Source organism: Staphylococcus sp. 510 (assembly GCF_057219715.1).
The window spans coordinates 42,076-66,325 of the sequence record NZ_JBXVVK010000001.1 but is presented as its reverse complement, the minus strand read 5'-3'; the positions used below and the strand labels follow the sequence as shown (position 1 = coordinate 66,325).

The 24,250-nt window shown below is 30.8% G+C and carries 24 protein-coding genes; 6 read left to right on the top strand and 18 right to left on the bottom strand.

Going from position 1 to position 24,250, the window contains the following annotated elements; translation table 11 throughout:
* Nucleotides 1-56: 56 nt before the first annotated feature.
* Nucleotides 57-413, top strand: a complete 357-nt coding sequence (gene mscL, locus AC2D8K_RS00340; RefSeq protein ID WP_002451310.1) for a large conductance mechanosensitive channel protein MscL — start codon at nt 57-59, stop codon at nt 411-413.
* Between the two features lie 75 nt (nt 414-488).
* Here mscL and sbcC read toward each other — a convergent pair whose 3' ends face one another.
* From sbcC to sosA, 8 genes are all read right to left on the bottom strand, one after another.
* On the bottom strand, nt 489-3,518 hold the full coding sequence (gene sbcC, locus AC2D8K_RS00335) for an exonuclease subunit SbcC (protein ID WP_002451309.1): 3,030 nt from the start codon (nt 3,516-3,518) through the stop codon (nt 489-491).
* Nucleotides 3,519-3,523: 5 nt separating this feature from the next.
* Nucleotides 3,524-4,648, bottom strand: coding sequence for an exonuclease subunit SbcD (sbcD, locus tag AC2D8K_RS00330; RefSeq protein ID WP_207023910.1), 1,125 nt, complete (start codon nt 4,646-4,648; stop codon nt 3,524-3,526).
* 106 nt (nt 4,649-4,754) lie between these two features.
* Entirely contained in the window at nt 4,755-5,222 is a 468-nt protein-coding gene (locus tag AC2D8K_RS00325; RefSeq protein WP_049425459.1) for a CcdC family protein, read from the bottom strand.
* 203 nt (nt 5,223-5,425) lie between these two features.
* On the bottom strand, nt 5,426-5,608 hold the full coding sequence (locus AC2D8K_RS00320; RefSeq protein ID WP_002451306.1) for a hypothetical protein: 183 nt from the start codon (nt 5,606-5,608) through the stop codon (nt 5,426-5,428).
* 195 nt (nt 5,609-5,803) lie between these two features.
* Nucleotides 5,804-6,046: a YneF family protein gene (locus AC2D8K_RS00315; protein WP_015365032.1), complete on the bottom strand. Its 243-nt coding sequence runs from the start codon at nt 6,044-6,046 to the stop codon at nt 5,804-5,806.
* 214 nt (nt 6,047-6,260) lie between these two features.
* The gene (gene tkt, locus AC2D8K_RS00310; protein ID WP_049423772.1) at nt 6,261-8,249 is read right to left on the bottom strand and encodes a transketolase; all 1,989 of its coding nucleotides are present in this window, start codon (nt 8,247-8,249) and stop codon (nt 6,261-6,263) included.
* 133 nt (nt 8,250-8,382) lie between these two features.
* Nucleotides 8,383-8,619, bottom strand: a complete 237-nt coding sequence (locus AC2D8K_RS00305) for a DUF896 domain-containing protein (RefSeq protein WP_002451303.1) — start codon at nt 8,617-8,619, stop codon at nt 8,383-8,385.
* Nucleotides 8,620-8,798: 179 nt separating this feature from the next.
* Entirely contained in the window at nt 8,799-9,032 is a 234-nt protein-coding gene (sosA, locus tag AC2D8K_RS00300; protein ID WP_002451302.1) for a DNA damage-induced cell division inhibitor SosA, read from the bottom strand.
* 142 nt (nt 9,033-9,174) lie between these two features.
* Between sosA and lexA the strand changes: the two genes are divergently transcribed.
* Entirely contained in the window at nt 9,175-9,798 is a 624-nt protein-coding gene (lexA, locus tag AC2D8K_RS00295) for a transcriptional repressor LexA (RefSeq protein ID WP_002451301.1), read from the top strand.
* Between the two features lie 188 nt (nt 9,799-9,986).
* Here lexA and AC2D8K_RS00290 read toward each other — a convergent pair whose 3' ends face one another.
* The 5 genes from AC2D8K_RS00290 to AC2D8K_RS00270 form a co-directional block, all read right to left on the bottom strand.
* Complete coding sequence (locus tag AC2D8K_RS00290) at nt 9,987-11,018, bottom strand: CAP domain-containing protein (RefSeq protein WP_484697784.1); 1,032 nt, start codon at nt 11,016-11,018, stop codon at nt 9,987-9,989.
* 14 nt (nt 11,019-11,032) lie between these two features.
* Nucleotides 11,033-12,010 carry a GMP reductase gene (gene guaC, locus AC2D8K_RS00285; RefSeq protein ID WP_002451299.1) on the bottom strand — a complete coding sequence of 326 codons (978 nt, stop codon included), beginning with the start codon at nt 12,008-12,010 and terminating at the stop codon, nt 11,033-11,035.
* A 158-nt stretch (nt 12,011-12,168) separates the two neighbouring features.
* Nucleotides 12,169-12,438 (bottom strand): 30S ribosomal protein S14, encoded by a 270-nt coding sequence (gene rpsN / locus AC2D8K_RS00280; RefSeq protein WP_002451298.1) that lies wholly within the window; start codon nt 12,436-12,438, stop codon nt 12,169-12,171.
* Between the two features lie 188 nt (nt 12,439-12,626).
* Nucleotides 12,627-12,776, bottom strand: coding sequence for a 50S ribosomal protein L33 (rpmG, locus tag AC2D8K_RS00275; protein WP_001831295.1), 150 nt, complete (start codon nt 12,774-12,776; stop codon nt 12,627-12,629).
* A 78-nt stretch (nt 12,777-12,854) separates the two neighbouring features.
* Nucleotides 12,855-14,372: a catalase gene (locus tag AC2D8K_RS00270; RefSeq protein ID WP_484697780.1), complete on the bottom strand. Its 1,518-nt coding sequence runs from the start codon at nt 14,370-14,372 to the stop codon at nt 12,855-12,857.
* 205 nt (nt 14,373-14,577) lie between these two features.
* On the opposite strand from AC2D8K_RS00270, the gene AC2D8K_RS00265 reads away from it, so the two are divergent.
* A complete protein-coding gene (locus AC2D8K_RS00265) occupies nt 14,578-16,029 on the top strand; it encodes an amino acid permease (protein ID WP_207023918.1) in 1,452 nt (483 codons plus the stop codon).
* 201 nt (nt 16,030-16,230) lie between these two features.
* Nucleotides 16,231-16,545, top strand: a complete 315-nt coding sequence (locus tag AC2D8K_RS00260) for a hypothetical protein (RefSeq protein WP_002451295.1) — start codon at nt 16,231-16,233, stop codon at nt 16,543-16,545.
* Nucleotides 16,546-16,643: 98 nt separating this feature from the next.
* Here AC2D8K_RS00260 and AC2D8K_RS00255 read toward each other — a convergent pair whose 3' ends face one another.
* The 4 genes from AC2D8K_RS00255 to AC2D8K_RS00240 are packed head-to-tail and all read right to left on the bottom strand — an operon-like array spanning nt 16,644 to nt 20,764.
* On the bottom strand, nt 16,644-17,447 hold the full coding sequence (locus AC2D8K_RS00255; RefSeq protein ID WP_002451294.1) for a Cof-type HAD-IIB family hydrolase: 804 nt from the start codon (nt 17,445-17,447) through the stop codon (nt 16,644-16,646).
* Between the two features lie 53 nt (nt 17,448-17,500).
* Complete coding sequence (gene thrB, locus AC2D8K_RS00250; protein ID WP_484697777.1) at nt 17,501-18,415, bottom strand: homoserine kinase; 915 nt, start codon at nt 18,413-18,415, stop codon at nt 17,501-17,503.
* Nucleotide 18,416: 1 nt separating this feature from the next.
* Complete coding sequence (gene thrC, locus AC2D8K_RS00245; RefSeq protein WP_002451292.1) at nt 18,417-19,478, bottom strand: threonine synthase; 1,062 nt, start codon at nt 19,476-19,478, stop codon at nt 18,417-18,419.
* Nucleotides 19,479-19,483: 5 nt separating this feature from the next.
* Nucleotides 19,484-20,764 carry a homoserine dehydrogenase gene (locus tag AC2D8K_RS00240; RefSeq protein ID WP_002451291.1) on the bottom strand — a complete coding sequence of 427 codons (1,281 nt, stop codon included), beginning with the start codon at nt 20,762-20,764 and terminating at the stop codon, nt 19,484-19,486.
* 187 nt (nt 20,765-20,951) lie between these two features.
* Between AC2D8K_RS00240 and AC2D8K_RS00235 the strand changes: the two genes are divergently transcribed.
* On the top strand, nt 20,952-22,319 hold the full coding sequence (locus AC2D8K_RS00235; protein ID WP_002451290.1) for an aspartate kinase: 1,368 nt from the start codon (nt 20,952-20,954) through the stop codon (nt 22,317-22,319).
* Between the two features lie 54 nt (nt 22,320-22,373).
* On the opposite strand, the gene AC2D8K_RS00230 is transcribed toward AC2D8K_RS00235, so the two are convergent.
* Nucleotides 22,374-22,973, bottom strand: a complete 600-nt coding sequence (locus AC2D8K_RS00230; RefSeq protein ID WP_002451289.1) for a hypothetical protein — start codon at nt 22,971-22,973, stop codon at nt 22,374-22,376.
* A gap of 379 nt (nt 22,974-23,352) precedes the next feature.
* Here AC2D8K_RS00230 and AC2D8K_RS00225 point away from each other — a divergent pair, with 379 nt between their 5' ends.
* Nucleotides 23,353-24,213, top strand: coding sequence for a hypothetical protein (locus AC2D8K_RS00225; protein ID WP_002451288.1), 861 nt, complete (start codon nt 23,353-23,355; stop codon nt 24,211-24,213).
* Nucleotides 24,214-24,250: the final 37 nt, after the last annotated feature.

Sequence of the window (24,250 nt, the reverse complement as noted above, 5' to 3'; positions counted from 1 at the left end):
AATTAATTATATGTTGTATAATGGCTCTTAAATATTGTTTAGAAAGGACTATTTAAATGCTAAAAGAATTTAAAGACTTTGCGTTAAAAGGCAACGTGTTAGATTTAGCTGTAGCCGTTGTTATGGGAGCAGCTTTCAATAAAATTATCTCTGCATTAGTCGAATACATCATTATGCCATTAATTGGTAAAATTTTCGGTTCAGTTAATTTTGCAGAAGATTGGGCTTTTTGGGGAATTAAATATGGTTTATTCATTCAATCAATAATTGATTTCATAATCATTGCTTTTGCATTATTTATCTTTGTAAAAATTGCAAATACTTTAATGAAGAATGAAGAACCAGAAGAGGAATTAGAACAAAATACTGTTCTTTTAACTGAAATTAGAGATTTATTAAGAGAAAAACATTAGTAATAAATTTAAATCGATTTATCAACTTTTTATTTGTAAGTTGATAAATCGATTTTTTTATAGAGAAATTTTACTTTAGTTCCATTTAAATTTTGTCATACTTTGATATTGATTTGATGTAACCTCTAAAATGAGTGGTATTCTTTGTTTTAGTTCACTAACATGGGAAATGATACCTACCATTCTTCCCGTTGATTTAAGGTTCACTAATGTATCTAGTGCGGTTTCAAGTGTTTCTTGATCTAATGTACCAAAACCTTCATCAATAAACATTGATTGAAGAGAGATACCGCCTGATTCTTGTTGAACAATTTCACTTAAACCTAATGCTAGCGCTAGAGATGCTTGGAATGTCTCTCCACCTGATAAAGAACTGATATGTCTTGCTTTATTAGAATAAAAATCGAAAACATCAATTTCCAGACCACTAAACCCTTGAGATAAAGCTTCCCTTCTTTGCAATTGATATCTTTGACCACTCATAGTAGCAAGACGTAAATTAGCTTGTGCTATAATTTTTTCTAAATAATAAATCAGAACATAATTTTCCAATGTTAATTTTTGACTGTTTCTACCAGACAGAATTTCTGCAAGATTAAATATATCTTGTTGCTCTTTCAACTCTTTATTTAAATACTCGATATTAGATACGATTTCATCCACTTTTTGTTGATTTAATTTCAGTTGATATTCTAATGTGGCTATTTCATGATTCAAATGTTCAAGTTCAACTTTAAGTTGTGAAAGTGCTTTTTGAATTTCTTCTATATTATCTAATTTTTTCCCTGCAACTAACTCTTTAAGTCTGTTCATTTCCAATTCATACTTATGGATTTGTTTATCATATTCTTTAATTTCATTCTCAATTTCTTCTTTTTCATTAACAATTTTAACTATATCCTGAACCTGCTCAATAGAATCTATATTTAAACGATTCATTTCAGCTTCTATCGCTTGTTGTGTTTGTTTAATATCTTCTTGGATTTCATTCTTAGTTTGCTTATGATGCTGCAAGTTATTTTCTTCAATACTTAATTTTTGAACAATTTCATTTCTATTTTGTTGATGCTCTTCAAGTGATTTTAAATAATGATCAACATTACTTTTTAGCTTTTTAAAATATGATTCAAATTCATCTATTTCAGTATGTTTAGTTGTTGACTCAAAATCATTGATTCGTATCTCACATTGTTCAATTTTTGATTCAGCATTCTTAACTTCATTTCTAATTTCAAACGTTTCTTGACGTTTTCGTTCTACTTTCTTATTCGTTTTTAAGATAAATTCATTTTCTTTTTGTTGTTTTTCTTTTTCTTCTTTCTTTCTACTGATTTTAGAATACAGATTTTCAATATCCGGTATGGAATTTTGATCAATATAAATATTATTTATTTGCTCCGTTAAATGATTTAAAGAACTTTCCAATTTTGCTTTATTAATATTCATTTTATTAAGATCTTCTTGTAATGATTGAATTAAATTTTGCTTTTTATTAATACTATCAAAATCAATATGTTGTCCTAATGAAGTAATTTCATTCCCGCAAATTGGACATGTGTCGCCAAGTGACACGACTTGTTGAAGTTGTTCTACTAAAGTTTCTTTGTTATTTAAATTAATTTCTGTCTTATCTATTTCATATAGCTTATTAGATAAGTCATCTATTTCAATACACTTTTGATTATAAGACGCTTTAGTGTCATTCAACTTAGAATTTAATTCTTCTTTTATTTGCATATCATTTTTTAACTTTTCAGCTTGTTCTATTTCCTTTTCAATATTGAAAATATCTTGACTCAATTGTTCAACATGACTGTAGTTGATTTCTTTTGATTTAATAGCTTCATTTAATTCTAATAATTCACGTTCTACTAATTCGCTTTTTTCATTTAAATTTACTAGTTGAGAGGATAAACGTTCTTTTTCTTTATAACTATTTAAATACTGAGACAAATTGTTATAGAAAGTATTAGTCTTTTCTAAATAGTCTTTTTCTTTGTTTATAGACTCCTCTTGTTCAGATAGTTGATTTAATCCTAATTGATTTTCTTCTTTTTCTTTTAATAAATTATTAATTGAATGCACAGCAATTTCTATAGATTTTTCTGCTTGCTTTAACTTTTTATTGGCCGCTTCATTTCTATCGAGTAGTTGCGATAATGGTTTAATTTCATTAATCTTATTCAGTTTCGCTCGATGTTGATTAATAAAACTTTCATTTTGCTTAAGTTGCTTTAATTCATTTTCATTTTTCTTTAACTCATTTAAATTGGATTCTAACTCTTTATTATCATTGAGTTTTTGTTCTACTTTTTCTATTTCATTTTCATGACTTTTCTTTTGTTCATATTTTTTTCGCCCTATTTTTTCACCAAATTCATTAAATCTATGTAATACTTCATTGATTTTATCTGTTTGATGTACATTGATACTTTTTAATTCTTCTAGATCATTATTTTCAAAAGTATGGATGTCATTCCATAATCGTTCAATATTTTTATATCTTTCTTCAATTTGGATTTTTTCATTTTTAACATTTTCATTTAATCGTTTTTCTATTTCTTCAAATCGCTCACTATTAAAGAGTGTTCTTAATATCCCTTGCTTTTCTTTACTATTAGATAATAAGAATTTTTTAAATTCGCCTTGTGGCAAAATAAATAATTGTCTAAACTGTTCAGCATTAACACCAATTAAGTCGATGATAAATTGGTTACCTGCATTCACCATACTTTCCCTTAAATCAAATTCGTTTTCTATATACTCGAAAACATTTAATTTCGCGGGAGTTTTGGTGGTATTTCCTTCTTTGACAAAAGGCCCCGTACGAACTATCTTAAATAGTTTATCATTAAGTTCAAATTCGAACGTCACTTGCATTGCTGAATTACCATCTGCAAAATGACTTCTTAAATCATTCTCCTTTCTATTTTTAGTTGAAGCTTCGCCATATAAAGCATATACGATAGCATCAAATATCATTGTTTTACCGGAACCAGTCTTACCACTAATTAAGAACAATTGATTTTGATCTATATTTCTAAAATCTATTGTTTCATTTAAGAAAGGACCAAAATTGTTCAGCTTTAACATCATTGGTTTCAAAGTAATTAATCTTCCTTTCTTATCAAATCATTAATAATTTGATTCATTTTCTTTTCTTGAAAATCAGTCAATTGCTCATTGGTGATTGTTTTATAAAAATTATTAATAATTGATAGATCATCTTCTTTTTTTATTTCAATGTGTTGAATTGCTTCATGGTGCTCAAACGTTTCGTTTGTTAATGCTAATGTATTGGGATAGATTTGTTTCAAGTTAATAATAGGATCTGTAATATGAGACATATTTCTTAATTTGAAATGGATATAATTATTCTTATTTGATACGTTTACCTTTTCTTGTATAACGTCTTGATAATCACCTGTGACTATTTCTAATTTTCTCAATGGTTCTATTGGAACAAAATAATCTTGAATATCATTTTTTTGATTAAACTTGACTACTCGATAACCTTTAGGTTGCCCTACTTCTGAAAAAGAATATTGAAGTAATGATCCACTGTATTTAATAGTGTCTTCATTAATGCTAAATGGATGATGTAAGTGTCCTAACATGACAAAATCAAAAATATTAAATGATTTTCTTTCTACTGTTTCGACAGTACCTATAGTTAATGGTCTTTCTGAATCGGATGTCTTACCACCTTGTACAGTTAAATGGCCAATCAATACATTAATATCTTGAGGTTGAAGTGTTTCTGACATACTAGTTATACATTTATCCAATGCTTGTTGATGTGTTTGAATTGAGTCATCTTTAAAATAGTGTTGTACTTCAGCAACAGTTGCAAAAGGTAATGTATAAAAATTGATACCATTAATACGAATGGGCTGTGTCATATTTTCTAATTTAGTTCTAATATATAAATTACTATGTTCGAACCAACTCGCACCATAATTCAAACGCTCTTTTCCATCATGATTTCCACTAATTAAAATAATTGGAATTTTTAAATCAATATTTAACTTGGAAATCGTCTCTTCGAATAATTTAATCGTATCTTTACCTGGATATGTAGTATCGTATAAGTCTCCAGCAATAACAATTATGTCTGGTTTTTCTTCTTTCATTTGATTTATAAATTGATCTAATACATACCTTTGATCTTCAAGTAATTGTTTACCATTTAAAATGCGACCTAGATGCCAATCTGCTGTATGGATTACCTTCATTTTTTACCTCCGAATAGAACGTTTGTTCGTATTAATCATAATACTTTTTCTCACATATTTCAAGCAAAAAACCACTCATCTCAGTAGATAAGTGGCTCTTATATATTTAATGAACAATAGATTTTTTTACTTTTTTGTACTTGTAATACATCGCTAATCTCCATGGTACTATCATACAAAAAGCTAATAAGAAAAACATACCCGCGATCTCTCCTGGATCAATCTCATTGCTAATGAATATTTTTATAACAGTACGTATAACTAATAGTGATATCAAGATAATTGGAAATGCTTTTGAACGTTTCATATAAATCTCGCTACCTTTTACTTCGAAACGTGATGTCCATATTAAGACTGTTGAAAATAAAACACCTAAGACAAAAGATTCTAGTATCTCAATCCCTGTTAATCTAAAATACGGTATTACATACATTAAAGCACCCGTTGCCATGAAAAATGGTGGTAAAATAATTTTCTTTTCATTGACTGGAAATTTTTGTGCTTTCATACGAATCACAATAACAACTGCACCCATCAAGAATGCAACTACAATTGAAAATATTAAATATGCCACTGTTACACCTTCTCATATATTCTAAACTGCAATACTCTTTTTTAATCACGTGTTAGTATATCATTAATCATGTATATTTTCATAGCTTTTAATTTAAGAAATGCTTCCCACAAAATTAAACAATTTAAACTTTATTTAACTTTTGAATTCTCATAAAGCACTTAACTTTTATTGTAGTATAAGAATAAAACAGTATGCATATGTCATTTATCATAAATGACATATCCTAACCACCAGAAAAAGAATAATAATATAACCGTAATAATAAATGTTAACAATAATCGTAAAACCACATGCACTTTAAGTTGATTGCCAATGAATGACCCTATTAATACCGATAAGAATGATGCAATACCTATAATGATACTATCTGGTTCTAAATTCAAATTAACACTCACCTCAAAAATTAATAATTAATTATAGATTCTTAACGATAGACTTAATAATTCCAATAATCCTCACCTTATTATAAAAACATTTTAATTTTAACTTAACATTTAAGAATTATATTTAAAAGAATGATCATATCAAAAAAGGATTAAGACAGCATTTTATAACTGTCTTAATCCTTTTTATCTTTTTTATTTCTTTTGACCTTTCATACCTTGGTCCATATTTTTGTTCATCATAGTCATCATTTGATTGATTTTCTTTTGAGAAGGTTTTTGACCCATTTGCATCATCATCATACGTAGCATTTCTTCATTAATAGGTGGGTTTTTTTTCAAATAATCCATCATATATTTTCTAGCTAAGAAGAAACCACCAACTAAACCTGCGATTAATGCTATTACAATTAAGATAATTGCTAACCACGTTGCCATTGTTTCACCCACTTTCTTTATCCTAATGAATTTTACTAGATTCAAATATTTATTTCAAGACAAATTTAAGACTTAAAATAATGCACATCAAAAATCATAACAAATTTTCTAATTTTATTAAACGTACTTTATAAATTATTTTAATATTAAAAAACGAAGCCTGGGACATAATAAATGTCTCAGGCTACAAATATATATTTAAATCGTCATTGAATTAAAATTCACGAATTTGATTTAAAACATTTTCTTTTGTAAATCCATATTTTTCAACAACTAAGTCGCCAGGAGCACTTGCACCAAATCCATCGATACCAATAACTTTACCTTGAGTACCGACATATTTATGCCAACCTAATGTTGATGCCATTTCAATAGCTACACGTTTAGTAATATTTGAAGGAATCACAGATTCTTTGTAGTCTTCTGATTGTTGTTCGAATGCGAACCAGTTTGGCATAGAAACAACTCGAACACCTTTACCTTGTGCGTCTAAATCTTTAGCTGCTTCAACCGCTAAGCTTACTTCAGAACCAGTTGCTAATAATAAATATTCAGGTGTTTCTTTAGATTCATAAACGACATATGCACCTTTACGCACACCTTCTTCTACTGTTTCTTCTGAAACATCTAAAGTTGGTAAATTTTGACGTGTAAGTACTAATGATGTAGGCGTGCTTTCAGATTCTAAAGCAACTTCCCAAGCAACTCTTGTTTCATTACCATCTGCTGGACGAATAACATTCATGTTAGGAATTGCACGTAATCCAGCTAATTGTTCAATTGGTTCATGAGTAGGACCATCTTCACCTACTGCAATAGAATCATGAGTAAATACAAATGTTGAATTTAATCCCATTATTGCTGATAAACGTAATGCAGGTTTTAAGTAGTCACTGAAAACGAAGAATGTTGCCCCGTATGGATGTAATCCACCGTGAGCTGCCATACCGTTAACAGCTGCACCCATACCAAATTCACGAACACCAAACCAAATGTTTTTGCCATCACGATTATCTTTATCATAATCTTTAGCATCTTTAACATTTGACTTATTTGAACCAGCTAAGTCTGCAGATCCACCAAAGAATGATGGCACATGTTTACTTAATGCTTGAATAACTTCACCTGAGTCAGCACGAGATGCTGCATTATGATCTGCATCAAATTTAGGTAATTCTTTTTCATAATTTTGTGGTAATTTACCACTAATCGCTAATTTGAACTCTTCAGCTAGTTCTGGATAAGCTTTACTATATTCTTCAACTTTATTTTTCCAATTTTCTTCATGCTCATTAGCACGTTTTAACATTGTAGAATTGAAGATATCGTAAACTTCTTGTGGTACATTAAATCGTTTTTCAGGATCTAAACCGTATGCTTCTAATGTTAATTTACGTTCATCTTCACCTAATGGAGCACCATGTACGCCGTTAGTACCTGATTTATTTGGAGAACCAAAACCTATTACTGTTTTTACTTCAATAATAGTTGGTCCTTGTTGAGATTTAGCTTTATTAATTGCATTATCAATTTCTTCTAAGTCATTTCCATCTTTAACTAAGATGTAATTCCATCCATATGATTCAAAACGTGATTGCGTTTTTTCAGAAAAGGCTTTATCTAAATCACCATCTAATGAAATATCATTTGAATCATATAAAACGATTAACTTATCTAATTGGTTATGGCCGGCAAAAGAAGCTGCCTCATGTGAAATACCTTCCATTAAGTCGCCATCTGATGCAAGTACATAAGTATAATGATCTACTACATTATAATTTTCTTTGTTAAATTTACCTGCTAAATGACTTTCCGCTAAAGCCATACCTACTGACATTGCAAAACCTTGGCCTAGTGGACCTGTTGTTACTTCTACGCCATCAGTATGTTTAAATTCTGGATGTCCTGGAGTTTTAGAATCCCATTGTCTAAATTGTTTAAGTTCATCCATTTCTAAGCTACCAGATACATGTAATAAGCTATATAATAATGCCGAACCATGTCCTGCTGATAAAACAAATCTATCTCTGTTAAAATAATCTTTAGATTGGGGATTAAAATTTAGGTGTCTTGTCCATAGTGTGTATGCCATTGGTGCTGCACCCATTGGTAAACCAGGGTGTCCTGAATTGGCTTTCTCTATTGTATCGATACTTAAAGCACGAATCGTATCGATTGCTAATTGATCTTCTTTATTAAACATTATATTTTCTTCCCTTCTTCAAATAATACCTCAAACTAATTATAACTTATTTTAATATAAATTCATAAAGAAAAATCTGAAAAATCCCTCAGTTTTTCTATTAAAATAAATCTAAAATGATAAAATTTCACGCTTATTTTTCTTTCTTATTCTGTTGAATTTTCTTTAATTTTTCAGGAGTAACGTCATTACCTTCTGGATCTATCACTTTAGTATTTTCTAATTGCTTTTTGAATCCCTCTCTAAATGAATCAAGATATTTTTTTCTTAACTTAGATTGCTCTTTTGCTTCCTCGTTAGTTAAACCTTGTTCTTTCTTCTTTTTAGCTAATTCATTAATTCTATCAATATTCAAATCATTTTTGGACATTCAACTTCCTACTTTCATCTCAATTATTGTTCAATTATATATATCATAATTTTCTAACCTTATATCATATATTTTTATATTCTTATAATAATATAGCCTTGATAAACCTTCCATAAAATATAACAAAAAAATGAGCATAACCAAATCGTTACGCTCACTTTCTCTTTATTTAATCTATCTTAGTGGGCTAATGCGAACATAGACCCAGATTTATGTTCGCTGTTCCCATCATTATTAGGTACTTGATGTTCATTTTGGTTAGCATTCTGATGAATTTCATGATCTGTCATTTCGTACGTTTGTTCTGAATGTGCACTTTGATTAACACTTAAGAAGAATACTAAAAAGATAAGGCAAGATACTAAAAATACTGCTATATATGTTAAAAATGTCTTTGTTTGTTTTGTTAACATGAAATTCACTCCTAGAACGTTTGTTTGTATTTATAATTTAACAGAACAGATGTTCCATGTCAACACTTTAACGAACAAACGTTTGTTATTTGATTATAGAGATGCTATAATAAACTTAAATAAAACTAGGGAGTGCCTATATATGAGAGAATTAACGAAAAGACAAAGCGAAATATATGATTACATTAAGCAGATTGTTCAATCAAAAGGGTATCCGCCAAGTGTTCGCGAAATTGGTGAAGCAGTAGGATTGGCCTCAAGTTCAACCGTTCATGGTCATTTATCAAGATTAGAAGAAAAAGGCTATATTAAACGCGATCCTACTAAACCTAGAGCAATTGAAATTGTTAGCGAACAATTAAACGATAATATTAGTATGGAAGAAACGATTCATGTTCCTGTAATAGGTAAAGTAACAGCCGGTATTCCAATTACTGCAGTCGAGAATATTGAAGAATACTTTCCATTACCTGAACACTTAACTTCCACACATAATAGCGATATCTTTATTTTAAATGTTGTTGGAGACAGTATGATTGAAGCAGGTATTCTTGATGGCGATAAAGTCATCGTTCGTAGTCAAACAATCGCAGAAAATGGCGATATCATTGTTGCGATGACTGAAGATGATGAAGCAACAGTTAAAAGATTTTATAAAGAAAAGAACCGATACAGATTACAACCAGAAAATAGTACAATGGATCCAATTTACTTAGATAATGTTATAGTAGTTGGAAAAGTAATCGGTTTATATAGAGAAATGTAATCATAACTTATCCTCATAACCCCCTATAAAAAAAGGATTAGGCCATTAGCCTAATCCTTTTTATTTTGATTCTTATTCAAAACTTCTTTTACTTTTTCTAAGATATCAGGTTGTTGTTTTGATTTAGTTGACATTCTATCTACTTCCTTACAACTACTTAGTACCCCAACATATATTGTTTTAAACGATTAACCAGTATAATTTTCTGTCCAATATGGTTGTCGTTGATCATTAAAATCGACGCCGACACCTAAAGTTGAAAAGCTATCATTTAGTATGTTTTTTCTGTGTCCTAATGAATTCATTAATCCTTCGTGAGCATATATACTATTTTGTTGTCCATAGGCTAGATTTTCTCCAGCTGCATTAAAATCATGACGATCTGCTTTCAATCGGTCAAATGGCGATTTTCCATTTAAATCAGTATGATCAAAATAACTATTTTCTACCATATCTTGGCTATGCTTTCTAGCAGTGTCAGAAATGGATTTAGAATAACTTAATGTTGATAATTGTCTTTGCTTTCTTTCTGCATTAACGATATCAAAATCCTGTAATTCAAAACTTTTTTCTAAAGATTTAGAAGGTGCACCATATTGCTCTTGAAGCCTATTTTCCATTTCGTCACTTACTTGATATAACGCAGTGACACCATTCTTTTCATGTTTATCATAGAAAACTGTAGTATAAATATGCTTTTTGTGAAATACATCATATTCATCTTCATCATTTTTAATTTCGAATCGCTTATTCCCTTTTTTTATCTCATCAAGAGGTTTACCTAAACGATCTCTCACCTTGTTTTTAGGTGTCGCATATTTTATTTTAGACTGAGAAGAAATTAAGTTTTGATTAGTATACATACCGTTTACTCTATCTTTAATATAACTAATCATGACAAATTGGTTATAATCATCATCGTAATACGTATACCAGTTGGTACCATATTCATTAGAAGTGATGCGCTTTTCTTTACCTAATTTATCTTCTACTTCTTTTTTTGACATATTCATTTGAACATTATTAATAGCAAACTCTTGTTTATTTGGAACATCCAAACTTATATCTTCTTCATTAGAATCTCCAAATGCCCAATGATCTATCTGTTGCCTAACTTCTATTTGAAGTTTTTCAAGTGGCTTTAACTCATTCAGTGGCAGAAAAATGACTAAACATAAACATGCGACAAAAAATACGAGAAACTTTTTAATTGTAGTCACCTACCATAAGATACTTAGTCTCTATCTCCGTTAAAGATTGAATTTCTAACAATCACATAATCTACTGTTCGAAGTGATTTTAAATCTTTTCCACCCGCATAAGAAATAGAGCTTTGTAAATCTTGTTGCATTTCTTTTAAAGTATCTTTCAATGATCCCTTATGTTCTACAAACATCTTTTTGCCTTCAACGTTTTTATGTTCGCCCTTTTGGAATTCGGAAGCACTACCAAAATATTCTTTATAGCGTTTACCTTCGAGTTCAACTGTTTCTCCCGGTGATTCTTCGTGTGCTGCAAACAATGAACCAATCATAACCATTGAAGCCCCGAAACGGATTGATTTAGCAATATCACCGTGAGTTCGTATACCACCATCAGCAATCAATGGCTTTCGAGCTGCTTTACTGCATAAATTAAGTGCAGCTAATTGCCAACCACCTGTACCAAATCCTGTCTTAATTTTAGTTATACAAACTCGACCAGGTCCGATACCTACCTTCGTTGCATCAGCACCGGCATTTTCCAATTCTCTAACTCCTTCTGGTGTTCCTACATTACCTGCAATAACAAATGAATTAGGTAAATATGATTTAATATGCTTAATCATATTAATGACAGAATCAGAATGTCCATGTGCAATATCGATTGTAATATATTCAGGTGTTATTTCTTCATTTGCGAGTTGTTCAATAAATTCAAACTCGGTTTTTTTTACACCAACTGAAATAGATGCAAATAAATGATTACTTTGCATTTTTTTGATAAACGGAATTCTAGCTGCTTCATTAAATCGATGCATGATATAAAAATAGTCATTTTCTGCAAACCATTGTGCTAAATCTTCATTCATAACCGTTTGCATGTTAGCTGGTACAACTGGAAGTTTAAATGAACGTGGACCAAATTGAATTGATGTATCACATTCAGATCTACTTTCAACAATACATTTGTTTGGTATTAGTTGTATGTCTTCATAATCAAATATTTTCATATTAATCTAAAAGCCCCTTTATAAAAACAATATATTTTGGGATAAATAGCTAAAATCCGAATAATCAAAACAAAATCAGTTGCTTTATTCAGAAAAATATTATCCTTACTTACTTTACATTGTTTTATTGTTCTTGTAAATGGACTTTAGTACGAGTTTTACCAACTTGATTTTTTCACACCTGGTATTTGTCCTTTATGAGCATGTTCTCTAAATGCGATACGTGACATTTCGAATTTTCTCAATACACCTCTTGGACGTCCAGTCACTTTACATCTACGAGTTAAACGTGTAGGTGATGAATCACGTGGTAATTTTCTTAAAGCTTCATAATCACCTTTAGCTTTAAGTTCTTTTCGTAATTCAAAATATTTATCTACTAATTCTTGTCTTTTTTGTTCTTTTGCGATTTTTGATTTCTTAGCCATTCTTATTACCTCTCTTTTTTTAAATCGTAATTATTACGTTTTATATAATAACACGTATTTTGATTTTTGCAACCTTGAAATTTCCTTAGCTAAGTAAATTGTTGACTTTCTTTATTAAAAAAAGACCTTTTTCAATTAAGAAAAAGGTCTTTTCGCATTTCAAATTGTCGTATTTGAAAGATAAGTGATTATTTAGTTTCACGATGTAACGTATATTTATTTAATCTTGGGCAGTATTTTTTCATTTCAATACGCTCAGGATTATTTCTTTTATTTTTAGTAGTGATATAGTTACGATCGCCACATTCTGTGCATGCTAATGTGATATTTACGCGCACGTTCAACACCCTTTCTAGTTAGGAATACTTACGATTTAAAATTTTATCATATAAATCTTCTGTGCGCAATCTTAACTTTTAATTTTTAAAGTTCTCATAAGTTTCGTCTTGCTCACCTTCTAAATCAATTGAATCAATATCAATACCTAATGCTTTCGCTACACCTTTACCATAATCTGGATCTGCTTTATAACAATGACGAATATGACGTCGTTTAATATCCTCAGTCACACCATCCATCGCATTTGCTGTATTAGTAAAGAGTCTCTCTTTGGCTTCATCTGATTGTAATCTAAATAACTTACCTGGTTGTTCAAAGTAGTTATCATCATCTTGACGTTGGTTATATTCATAACCATCACCATCAGCTGGGAATGGTGGCTTTTTAAATTCTGGTTGAGAATCATACACACCTTGATTATTTGGATAATAATGAGGTCCGCCACCTTGGTTATCATCTAAAATACGCATTTGTCCATCACGACTAAATGGACATAAATTTTCAATACCTACACCTTTAGGTTGGTTAACTGGTATTTGCCAATGGTTAACTCCTAATCTATAACGTTGAGCATCACCATAAGAGAATAAACGACCTTGTAACATTTTGTCTGGTGAATAGTCTAGACCTGGAACGATGTTTGTAGGTGCAAAAGCAGCTTGTTCAACATCTTGGAAGTAGTTATTAGGATTGCGGTTTAATTCAAATTCTCCAACTTCAATTAATGGATAATCACCATGGTACCAAACTTTTGTTAAATCAAATGGGTTATCTTTATGATTTCTTGCTTGTTCTTCTGTCATTACTTGAATATACATTTTCCATTTAGGATAATCGCCATTTTCAATCGCATTATATAAATCACGTTGTGATGAATCACGATCCGTAGCAATCACGTTAGCCGCTTCTTCATCTGTTAAATTTTCAATGCCTTGTTGTGTTCTAAAATGATATTTAACCCATACGCGTTCACCTTTATCATTGTACATAGAATATGTGTGTGAACCGAATCCATGCATATGTCGTAAATCTTTTGGAATACCTCTATCAGACATTAAAATTGTCACTTGATGTAATGCTTCTGGCAATCCTGTCCAGAAATCCCAGTTATTTTGTGCACTTCTCATATTTGTTCTTGGGTCTCTTTTAACTGCTCTATTTAAACTTACGAATAATTTAGGGTCTCTAAAGAAGAATACAGGCGTATTATTACCAACTAAATCCCAGTTTCCGTCTTCAGTATAGAATTTCAAAGCAAATCCACGAATGTCTCTCTCAGCATCTGCTGCACCTCTTTCACCAGATACAGTAGAAAATCTTGCGAACATTTCAGTTTGTTTACCTACTTCTGAAAACATTTTAGCACTTGTATATTGTGTAATATCGTTAGTGACTGTAAATGTTCCAAATGCACCAGAACCTTTAGCATGCATACGTCTTTCAGGAATCACTTCACGATCAAAATGTGACATTTGCTCTAAGAAGTAAATATCCTGCATTAAAAGTGGACCTCTTGGACCTGCTGTCATACTATTTTCTCTATCAGACACGGGTGCGCCGAATAAACCTGTTAACTTGCCGTCTTGTTTAGACATTAAATTCCCCTCCACTTAAATTAGAATTATTATAATATAGTATCCATTATAAAGTATCCCCTAAATGAATGAAACTTAAACGCCTTTTCTTAGATAATTATCAGAAAATTTGAATATTTTGCTTTAAAGTGCTAAATTACTATTGAATAGTAGGTATAAAAGAATTAAAATGATGGATATATTTAAAATAGATGGGAGACAGTATATGGAAGATAATAATATGAAGAGAGGTTTAACCTCCAGACACATAACCATGATTGCTATAGGTGGTGCAATCGGAACTGGTTTGTTTGTGGCCACAGGTAGTGTCATTTCCGAAGCTGGACCTGGCGGCGCTATTCTTGCTTACCTGTTAATAGGTATCATGCTTTATTTTTTAATGGCGTCTATTGGTGAATTAGCTACTTTCTATCCAGTATCTGGTTCATTTAGTTCTTACTCTACACGATTTGTTGATCCGTCATTAGGTTTTACCATGGGCTGGTTATATTGGGGAATGTGGACCCTTGTAACAAGTGTAGACGTTATTGTTGCAGCAAATGTGTTAAAGTTTTGGGATGCTTTTAATTTCTTTAGTCCCTTAGCTTGGAGCTTGATATTTATTACGTTACTTTTACTACTAAATATCTTCTCAGTAAAAGCATTTGGTGAAACAGAGTTTTGGTTATCACTAATTAAAGTAGTCACAATTATTGTATTTATAGTTTTTGGTATTTTGATGATTTTTGGTATTTTAGGTGGACATTCTTATGGATTTGAAAATTATACTAAAGGAGAAGCACCTTTTGTAGGTGGTATCTCAGGTATCTTAAGTGTTTTATTAGTTGCTGGCTTTTCTGTAGGTGGTACAGAAGTTGTTGCAGTCACAGCTGGAGAATCAAGTGATCCAAGTAAATCAATGCCTAGAGCGATTAAACAAGTATTTTGGAGAATTTTATTATTCTATGTATTATCTATAGCAGTTATCGCTGCAATAATCCCATATACTGATCCATTACTATTAAATGAAAGTCAATCTGTTACTCAAAGTCCATTTACAATCGTATTTGACCGTATAGGTATTGCCTTTGCTGCTTCAGTCATTAATGCAGTTATTTTAACTTCATTATTATCAGCTGCAAACTCAGGTATTTATACAACAAGCAGGATGCTTTATTCATTAAGTGTTGATAAACAAGCACCACAATTTTTCAGCAAATTAAATAAAGCTACTAAATTACCGATTAGATCTATTCTAACAACTTATTTATTAGTAGTAGCTGTAGTAATATATGCTAATTTTAATTCAAATGCTGTATTTAATTTATTAAACATTATTGGTTCGATGGTCATCATTGTTTGGGGCTCTAGTATTTGGGCACAAATAAGAGTGCGTTGTGCTATTAAAAAACAAGGTAAAGATGCTAATGAATTATTACCATATAAAGCACCGTTTTATCCATTCGGTCCTATAGTTGTAATTGCTACATTATTATTCTTATTATTTGGTAGTTCTTTCGGAAGCATTGCTTCTGGTGATTGGATTAGCGTGATTAGAAACTTTGCACCTATTCTAATCCTAGCAATTATCTTCTTTGTTCATAAAATGATTAAGAAAACGAAGTTTGTCAAACTTGAAGAAATGGATTTAAGTTCTCATATTTTCAAAAATAATTAAAAGTCATTAAAATGATTAATATTCATTACACCTTTCAATTGATTTGTTTAACTAATTTTAATTGAAAGGTGTATTTTATTTTGTCAAAATGAACGCGCAACAATTAATAAATTACTATTGTTTTATAATTAAAGTTTATTTTCTGCAAACAAAATATCATGTATAATAAAGTTAAGAAAAATGGCTTATGAGGTGGTTTCAATGATTGGTCAAACAAATTTGTTCGATGATGTGATTAAAAGTGACGAACGTTTTGTTATTGTCGTGCAATCTTTAGAAGAAAAAAATGGTCAACTCGTTAAGAATACATTGCGAGAATATCCAAGTTTGAATCACGACCAAATGAACAACTTATTTACACATCTTAAAGAAGTATTTTTAGAAGAAAAGTTTCAAGAAAACCAATCAGCATTTACTATAACTGTTTATACAAACCTTGATTATGCTGCGGATCAAGTTTATGCACATGTTAAGCGCTATAAAGGCAAAAATGATTGGACACACACAGCAAAATAATCTAAAAAAAGACTTAGGTAACTTGTCCTTGGTATACATCGATAACATGTTAGTAAATATGTTATCGCGTTACCATCAAGATACCTAAGTCTATTTAATTATAAAAGACGTTTTAAAGCATGTGGAATGCCATTAGAATTATTATCTAAAGTTACTTCATCCGCAATATTTTTTAATTCGTCACTTGCATTACCCATAGCTACGGCATGACCAACAACCTCTAACATGGATTGATCATTTAAACTATCACCAAATGCAACCACTTCTTCAAGTGAAATATCTAGTTTTTTACATAATGCTGTAATAGCATTACCTTTTGAAACATCTCTTGCCATAAACTCTAAAAAGAAGGGCTTACTTGTAGTAACATCAATGTCCTCATTAAAGAAACCATTCAAGTCGATACGCGCTTCAGTAATATTACCTACATAATCGACGCCCATAACTTTTGGCACACTATGTGTAATATAAGATTTAATATCTTCCACACGTTTCATCGGTAGACCAGTTAATTCTGATTCAATATTCATGTATTCATGATCGCCATCATAAATAATATAACCTTCGTCATAAGTTAATACTAAAAAGCCTTTTTCACGGCAATAATCTACAATCGCGTCAAAATTTTCTTTAGATACGCTTTGACTTACTTCTACTTGTTCTGTAGTCATATTAATTGTTTTACCACCGTTATAACTAATAATATAACTTTCATGTTCATTTAATTTCAATGTTCTTGCTACAGGTAACATCCCTTCAGTTGGTCTTCCTGAAGCTAAAACAACTTTATATCCTTTGTCTTGAATATCAATAAGATAAGATTGTGTTTCTGGAGATACTTGATTCTCACTATTCATTAGTGTGTCATCCATATCCATTACGATTACTTTATATTTACTCATGTTATTTCGAATCTCCTTTCAATGACTTATCTATATTTTACATCAAAACAAGCTCACTGGTACACTATTTCTTCAATGACACCAACTTCATTGATAGTCACTAATTCTGAGATACAATGTGACATGTCATTCTTTAAAGTTCTTACTATTTCACCACTATGTTCACGTGGACTCATCGTTAATACTGTTGGTCCCGCACCACTAATGACAGTTGCATATGCATTGTGTGCTTTAGAAATTTGTCTAATTGTTGCAAATTCTGGAATTAAATGTTGACGATAGGGTTCATGAAAACCATCTTGTTCCATCATTTTTCCAGCTAATTCATATTTGTGTTGTATTAATGCACAGATCATTGTATTACTGATTGCACTATTTCTTACCGCATTAGAATGTGAAAAAGTATTTGGTAATGCTTGACGAGAATCTTCAGTTTTAAGTTCATAAGGTGGTATTGTTAGTATGATATCTACTTTAGGTACATCAATACGTGCAACATCTGTCACTTTAGTATCTGGATTATAATAACCAGAAATTAATCCACCATATATAGTAGGCGCTACATTATCAGGATGACCTTCAAACTCAGTTGCAAGTTGAAGTAATTCATACTGAGATAATTGAATATTTCCGAAATAGTTAGCAATATAGAGTGCACCTACTAACGCTGAAGCTGAAGAACCTAAACCTCTTGCTAAAGGTATATCACTTCTCATATCGATACTTAACGCTGGTAACTCTACATCATATTTATTAGCAACTTTTTGAGCGACCTGATAAATATAATTGGATTTGTCCTTTGGTAAACACTCTAGTTCTTCATTAAAGTAGTTAAATTCCCAATTATCACCTTGAATTGCTTTGACGTTCATATGAAGATATTTATTTAATGCCATACCAATCGAATCAAATCCAACACCTAAATTTGCAGTTGAAGCGGGAATTTTCAACTTTAACATAGCTTCCATATTATAAAGCTCCTTTAATATACTTAATGATGCTTTCTTTATCATTAGGAAGTGGTTGAATTGGGTTGTCTAGTAAAGAAATAGCTGTGTCTGGATCTTTCAAACCGTTTCCTGTTAAAACAGCTACAACTTTTTTGCCTTGTGGTAAGCGACCAACACGTTTTAATTTAATTAAACCTGCAATTGAGGCATTACTAGCAGGTTCACTGAATACCCCTTCCTTAGATGTCATCATTTGATAAGCTTCTAAGATTTCTTCATCTGTCACACTATCAATTAAGCCATTTGATTCGTTTAGTGCATTAGTCGCTTTCTCCCAACTCGCAGGATTTCCAATACGAATAGCAGTAGCGACTGTTTCTGGATTTTTAATGACCTTATTTTGAACGATTGGTGACGCGCCTTCTGCTTGGAAACCAAATAATTGTGGTAGTTGACTACCTTTTTTCTCATGATATTCCTTGAAACCTTTCCAATATGCAGTTATGTTACCTGCATTCCCAACTGGAATCGCCAAAATATCTGACGCTTCTCCGTCAAGTTGTTCTACTAACTCAAAGGCACCCGTTTTCTGCCCTTCTATTCTAAATGGATTAACAGAGTTCACCAATTCAATATCGCCATTTTTAGCAATTTCTTTTACTATTTCTAAAGCTTCATCAAAATTTCCTTCGATAGATACGATTTCCGCACCATACATTACTGCTTGTGATAATTTACCTAAAGCAATTTTACCTTCAGGAATAACTACTATTGCTTTTAATCCTGCTCTCGCTGCATATGCCGCTGCAGATGCTGACGTATTACCTGTTGACGCACAAATAACAATTTTTTTACCTTGTTCTTTTGCTTTAGTTACAGCCATAACCATGCCTCTATCTTTAAAAGAACCTGTTGGGTTCGCACCTTCATATTTCACGTATAATTCAATCCCAAGCATTTCCGACATATTTGCACAATAAATTAACGGTGTATTACCTTCATTCAACGTTAATTGAGGTGTTTGATCATTTACAGGTAAATATGTTTCAAATTCTCTAACTAAACCTTGCCATCTTTTCATAAGTATTAAACCCCTTCTACTGGATAAACTTTATTAACATCAAATCCTGCATCATTTAATAATTGTTCAGGTGATTGATCTAATCCTAAAATTACTATTGCATACGTATCTGCGTCACGCTTAGTTACCTTTAATGATTTATGGAATGGTAAATGTGATTTAAGCTCTTTTTCTAACTTTTCTTCAGACTGTGCTTGAGATTTAAGCACTACATAAAAGTTTAACTTTTCTTGAACAAGAACGGCTTCTTCATTATCCATCATTTCTCTTGTCTCTTCAGTTTTCAATTCAAAATGAGGTGGTAGCGTATGTAAATTTGATTCAAAGAATAAAGCAACATTCAGTAAATCACTCACTACAGCACTGCCTGTAGCTAAACTACCTGCACCTTTACCATAAAACATTGTATCGCCTACAGCATCACCAATGACATAAATGGCATTATACTCATTTTCAACTGCCGCAAGTTGATGCTTTTCATCGATCAAAGTAGGTTCTACGGATGCATTAACCTTTCCATTATTATAAGTTCCCTTACCAATCAATTTAATTTTATATCCTAGTGCCTTTGCCGCATTGATATCACTTAATGTCGTATTTCTAATACCTGTCAATTGAACATCATTAAGTTTAATCACTTGGTTAAATGATAGATAAGACGTAATTACTACTTTTCTAGCGGCGTCTACACCATCTACATCGTCTGTTGGATCAGCTTCAGCAAAACCTAGACGCTTAGCTTCCTTAAGTGCATCTTCAAATGTTGTTTGATCTTGAGTCATCTTTGAAAGAATAAAGTTTGATGTTCCATTTAAAATCCCCATAAATTTAGATATATTATTGGCATTCAAACCATTATTAATTGCATTCACAATAGGAATACCACCTGCAACACTAGCTTCAAATTTTAAAGCAACACCGTTAGCTTCTGCCAAATCTTCAAGTAATTTTAAATGTACTGCTAATAAATCTTTATTCGCAGTAATGACATGTTTTTTATTCTTTAAAGCACTACGTAACCAATCAACTGTAGGTTCAATGCCTCCCATAACTTCCACAACAATATCAATAGTGTCATCATTTAAAATTTCATTTACATCTTCAGTTAAGTGATATTGACTAATATTTAATGGACGTTTCTTAGATTTGTCACGAACAAGTATATGTTTGATAACAATATCTTTATTGAGCGTATCTTTAATTTGTTGCCTATTCTCTTCAATAATTTTAACAACGCCTGATCCTACAGTACCTAAGCCAAGTAATGCAATATTTAATTCCTTCATGTTGCTGTACCTCCTTGTTCACTTGAGAAAAACAAATGTATCGTTGAAAAATACTATATGATGGTATATTATAGAATTATTCTTAATTTTTGTAAAGTTCACAATAATGAAAATATAACTTTATAGTACCACGCTCCACCGAAAAACTAAATAAAATTTTCTGATTTTTTAGAAAGGTTGTTTTATTATGAAAGTAGCTAAATTTGGAGGCAGTTCAGTCTCTAACGCCAAGCAAATTAAAAAAGTATTAAAAATTGTTAATGATGATCCAGAACGTAAGATTATTATCGTTTCTGCTCCAGGAAAACGTTCAAGTGATGATATTAAAACGACTGACTTACTCATTCGTTTATATGAAAAAGTCATCAACAACATTGACTATCAACATAAAAAGCATGAGATTATTCAACGTTATGCAGATATTGTTGAAGAATTAGATATGGACCGTGATATTCTTACTACAATTGATGAAACTTTGGAAAAACATATCCGTGAACTTAAAGATAAACCTGCACGTCTTTATGATGCTATTGTGTCATGCGGCGAAGACTTTAATGCACAACTTATCGCAGCTTACAACAATAGCCAAGGTGTTCCTACTAAATATATTTCACCGAAAGATGCAGGTATTTTAGTCACTGATTTACCTAAACAAGCTCAAATTTTAGATTCTGCCTATGAACAAATATTCAAATTAAATGATTACAAAGAGAAATTAATCATTCCTGGATTCTTTGGCGTTTCCAAACATAATTTTATAGTTACTTTTCCTAGAGGTGGCTCAGATATTACGGGTGCTATTATTGCTCGAGGTGTTAAAGCATCCCTATATGAGAACTTTACAGATGTATCTGGTATATTCAAGGCAAATCCTAACATTATTAAAAATCCTGAAATTATCGAAGAAATAACTTATAGAGAAATGCGTGAACTTTCATACGCTGGTTTTAGTGTATTCCATGATGAGGCGCTACAACCTTTACATAAAGACCGTATCCCTGTTGTTATTAAGAATACAAACCGTCCTGAAGATAAAGGCACATTTATCTTACATGATAGGGAAATCAATTCTAAAAATGTTATAAGTGGTATTAGTTGTGATAAAGATTTTACTGTTATTAATATCAAAAAATACTTGATGAACAGACAAGTTGGTTTCACAAGAAAGATTTTAGGTGTTCTTGAAGATTATAATATTTCATTTGATCATATGCCTTCAGGTATAGATAATATCAGTCTTGTCATGCGCTCTGACCAAATAAGAGATGTAGAAAGTCGTGTACTAAACGATATACAAAGACATTGTGATGTTGATGAATTGAGTATCGATCACGACCTTGCAATTTTAATGATTGTTGGTGAAGGAATGAATAGAGTTATTGGTACTGCCAGTAAAATTACCCATGCACTTGCAGAATCTAATATTAATTTAAAAATGATTAACCAAGGGGCATCTGAAATTTCAATGATGTTTGGTATCAAATTAGAAGACGCAGAAAAAGCTGTAAGAGCAACATATGAATTCTGTTATCATGGTGTTTGCATAAAAGATTAATTAAAAAAGCAACTTTCTAAATAGGACAAAATCTAGTCCTTTAGAAAGTTGCTTTTAAGCTTCTAATATCTTTTTATTATTTAAAATAGCTTCTTTAATTCTTTTTTCACCCACAACAAGTTTAAGAATGAAAAATTGATAGTAACTCAATGAATCAATTACTTTTTTATAATTCGAGAATTGATGATAGTTTTGGTTATCTAATAAATCATACATCAGTACGATTTCCGGTTTAATATAATCCACATCATAATTTAATGAATGGAAATAAATATTATTCTTAGGCAAACGAATTTGGGAATTCAACCTAAATATCCACTCATCATTCACAACATCATATACAAAAATCTTCATAATTTGACGCTCTTCATCATAAACATTTGCATGTGTAATTTCTTTTAATGACATGTTATGACTATCGGAACATTCACCAGCTTTATTAAAAAGGCGAACATTAAAATAATTAGGTATAGCTTTGACAACATCTATTAACTTTTTTCGTTCTACACAAATATCTACTTTTGAAGGTAGTTCAAGGTCATCACTTAAAAATAACTGCATTGCTACAACACCATGAAATTTGAAAGATTGTGATGATGATTGAATTAATGCTTCAACTAAAGTTTGAGTATTTGAATGTTCTTCCATATACATGTACACCACCTTCTTAGTAAACGCTTTCATACCCTATATTATACCTTCTAGCTACATCTTTTTCAATTGATTATTTGTGAACAATTAGTAAAAATTATATTTAATATCTTGATAAATTTTTATTATTTTATCTTAATTGGTGGTTACTCCAATGGTTATTTATTAAAAGTGTCTATAACGTTAAAATTTCAAATATTATTCTTAATTTCACTTACAATAGATTGAACATCATTAAATGTAAGTTTATAATCAATATTGAGTTATCAATTGTGTGATTTTGATTATATATATTATTTTCTTTTTCATAAAAATTAATATTTCATATCACTATCATACATATGCATTACTGTTTAAATCTAAATAGATTCGGGTGAAAATTATGTCAACTTTATCGATAATTCTAATAATTATCATCATTGTTTTGATTATCGCATTTTTCTTGAATCAACAGTATTTAAAAAGTAGAGTTGAAACTGAAGAATATGCAAAAAATCAAATCGTAGCCAAAAATTCAGCTTTAAGTGAGGAAAATCTTTCTTTAAAAAATCAAATGCTAAGTACCAACAAAGGCATTAGCCCACATGCATTCAAAAATGCTAAGCGTGATTTACGAGGTATCTTAGATCAATTTGTGGAAAGTGGTCAATTAAATGTATATAACATTATAGCAACGAGTAACCTTGCCACTAAACATCCATTATTTGATTATGTAAGATCATTTGATTTCATTATTGTTACTGATGTCGGTTTAATCAATGTTGATGTTAAACATTGGAACCAAAAAACTTTCTATCATTTTGATGTGCCTGATAAGCATATTAATTTAGACCAACAACCTCTAAATAGAGATAAAATAGTTGGACATTATATTAGTGAACAGTATCATAAACAATTCAATACTACTCGTGAAGGTGTCTATACATTTATTGAAATGCTTCAAGATAATCGAGTGATTTATGAATTTTATGATTATGATCCATACCAACAAGCTGCTAATAACGCTAAAGCATTAAAAGACCAAATCGAGTCACAGTTTAATTTCAAAATTCAAAGTATCGGTGTGGTGTATTTTAATGATGGAACTGTCAATATTATCGAAGGTTCTGAAGAAAGCGACAAATATGTAGACACAGTTTCAACTAAATCATCACTTGAAAAAGTGATTAGCGATGCAGTAAGTTTATCTAAACATCCACTAACTAAAGATCAAGTTGAACAAGTTACACAACAATTTAATTAAAATTGATATGATAAAAGGCCAATACATTTATGAAATG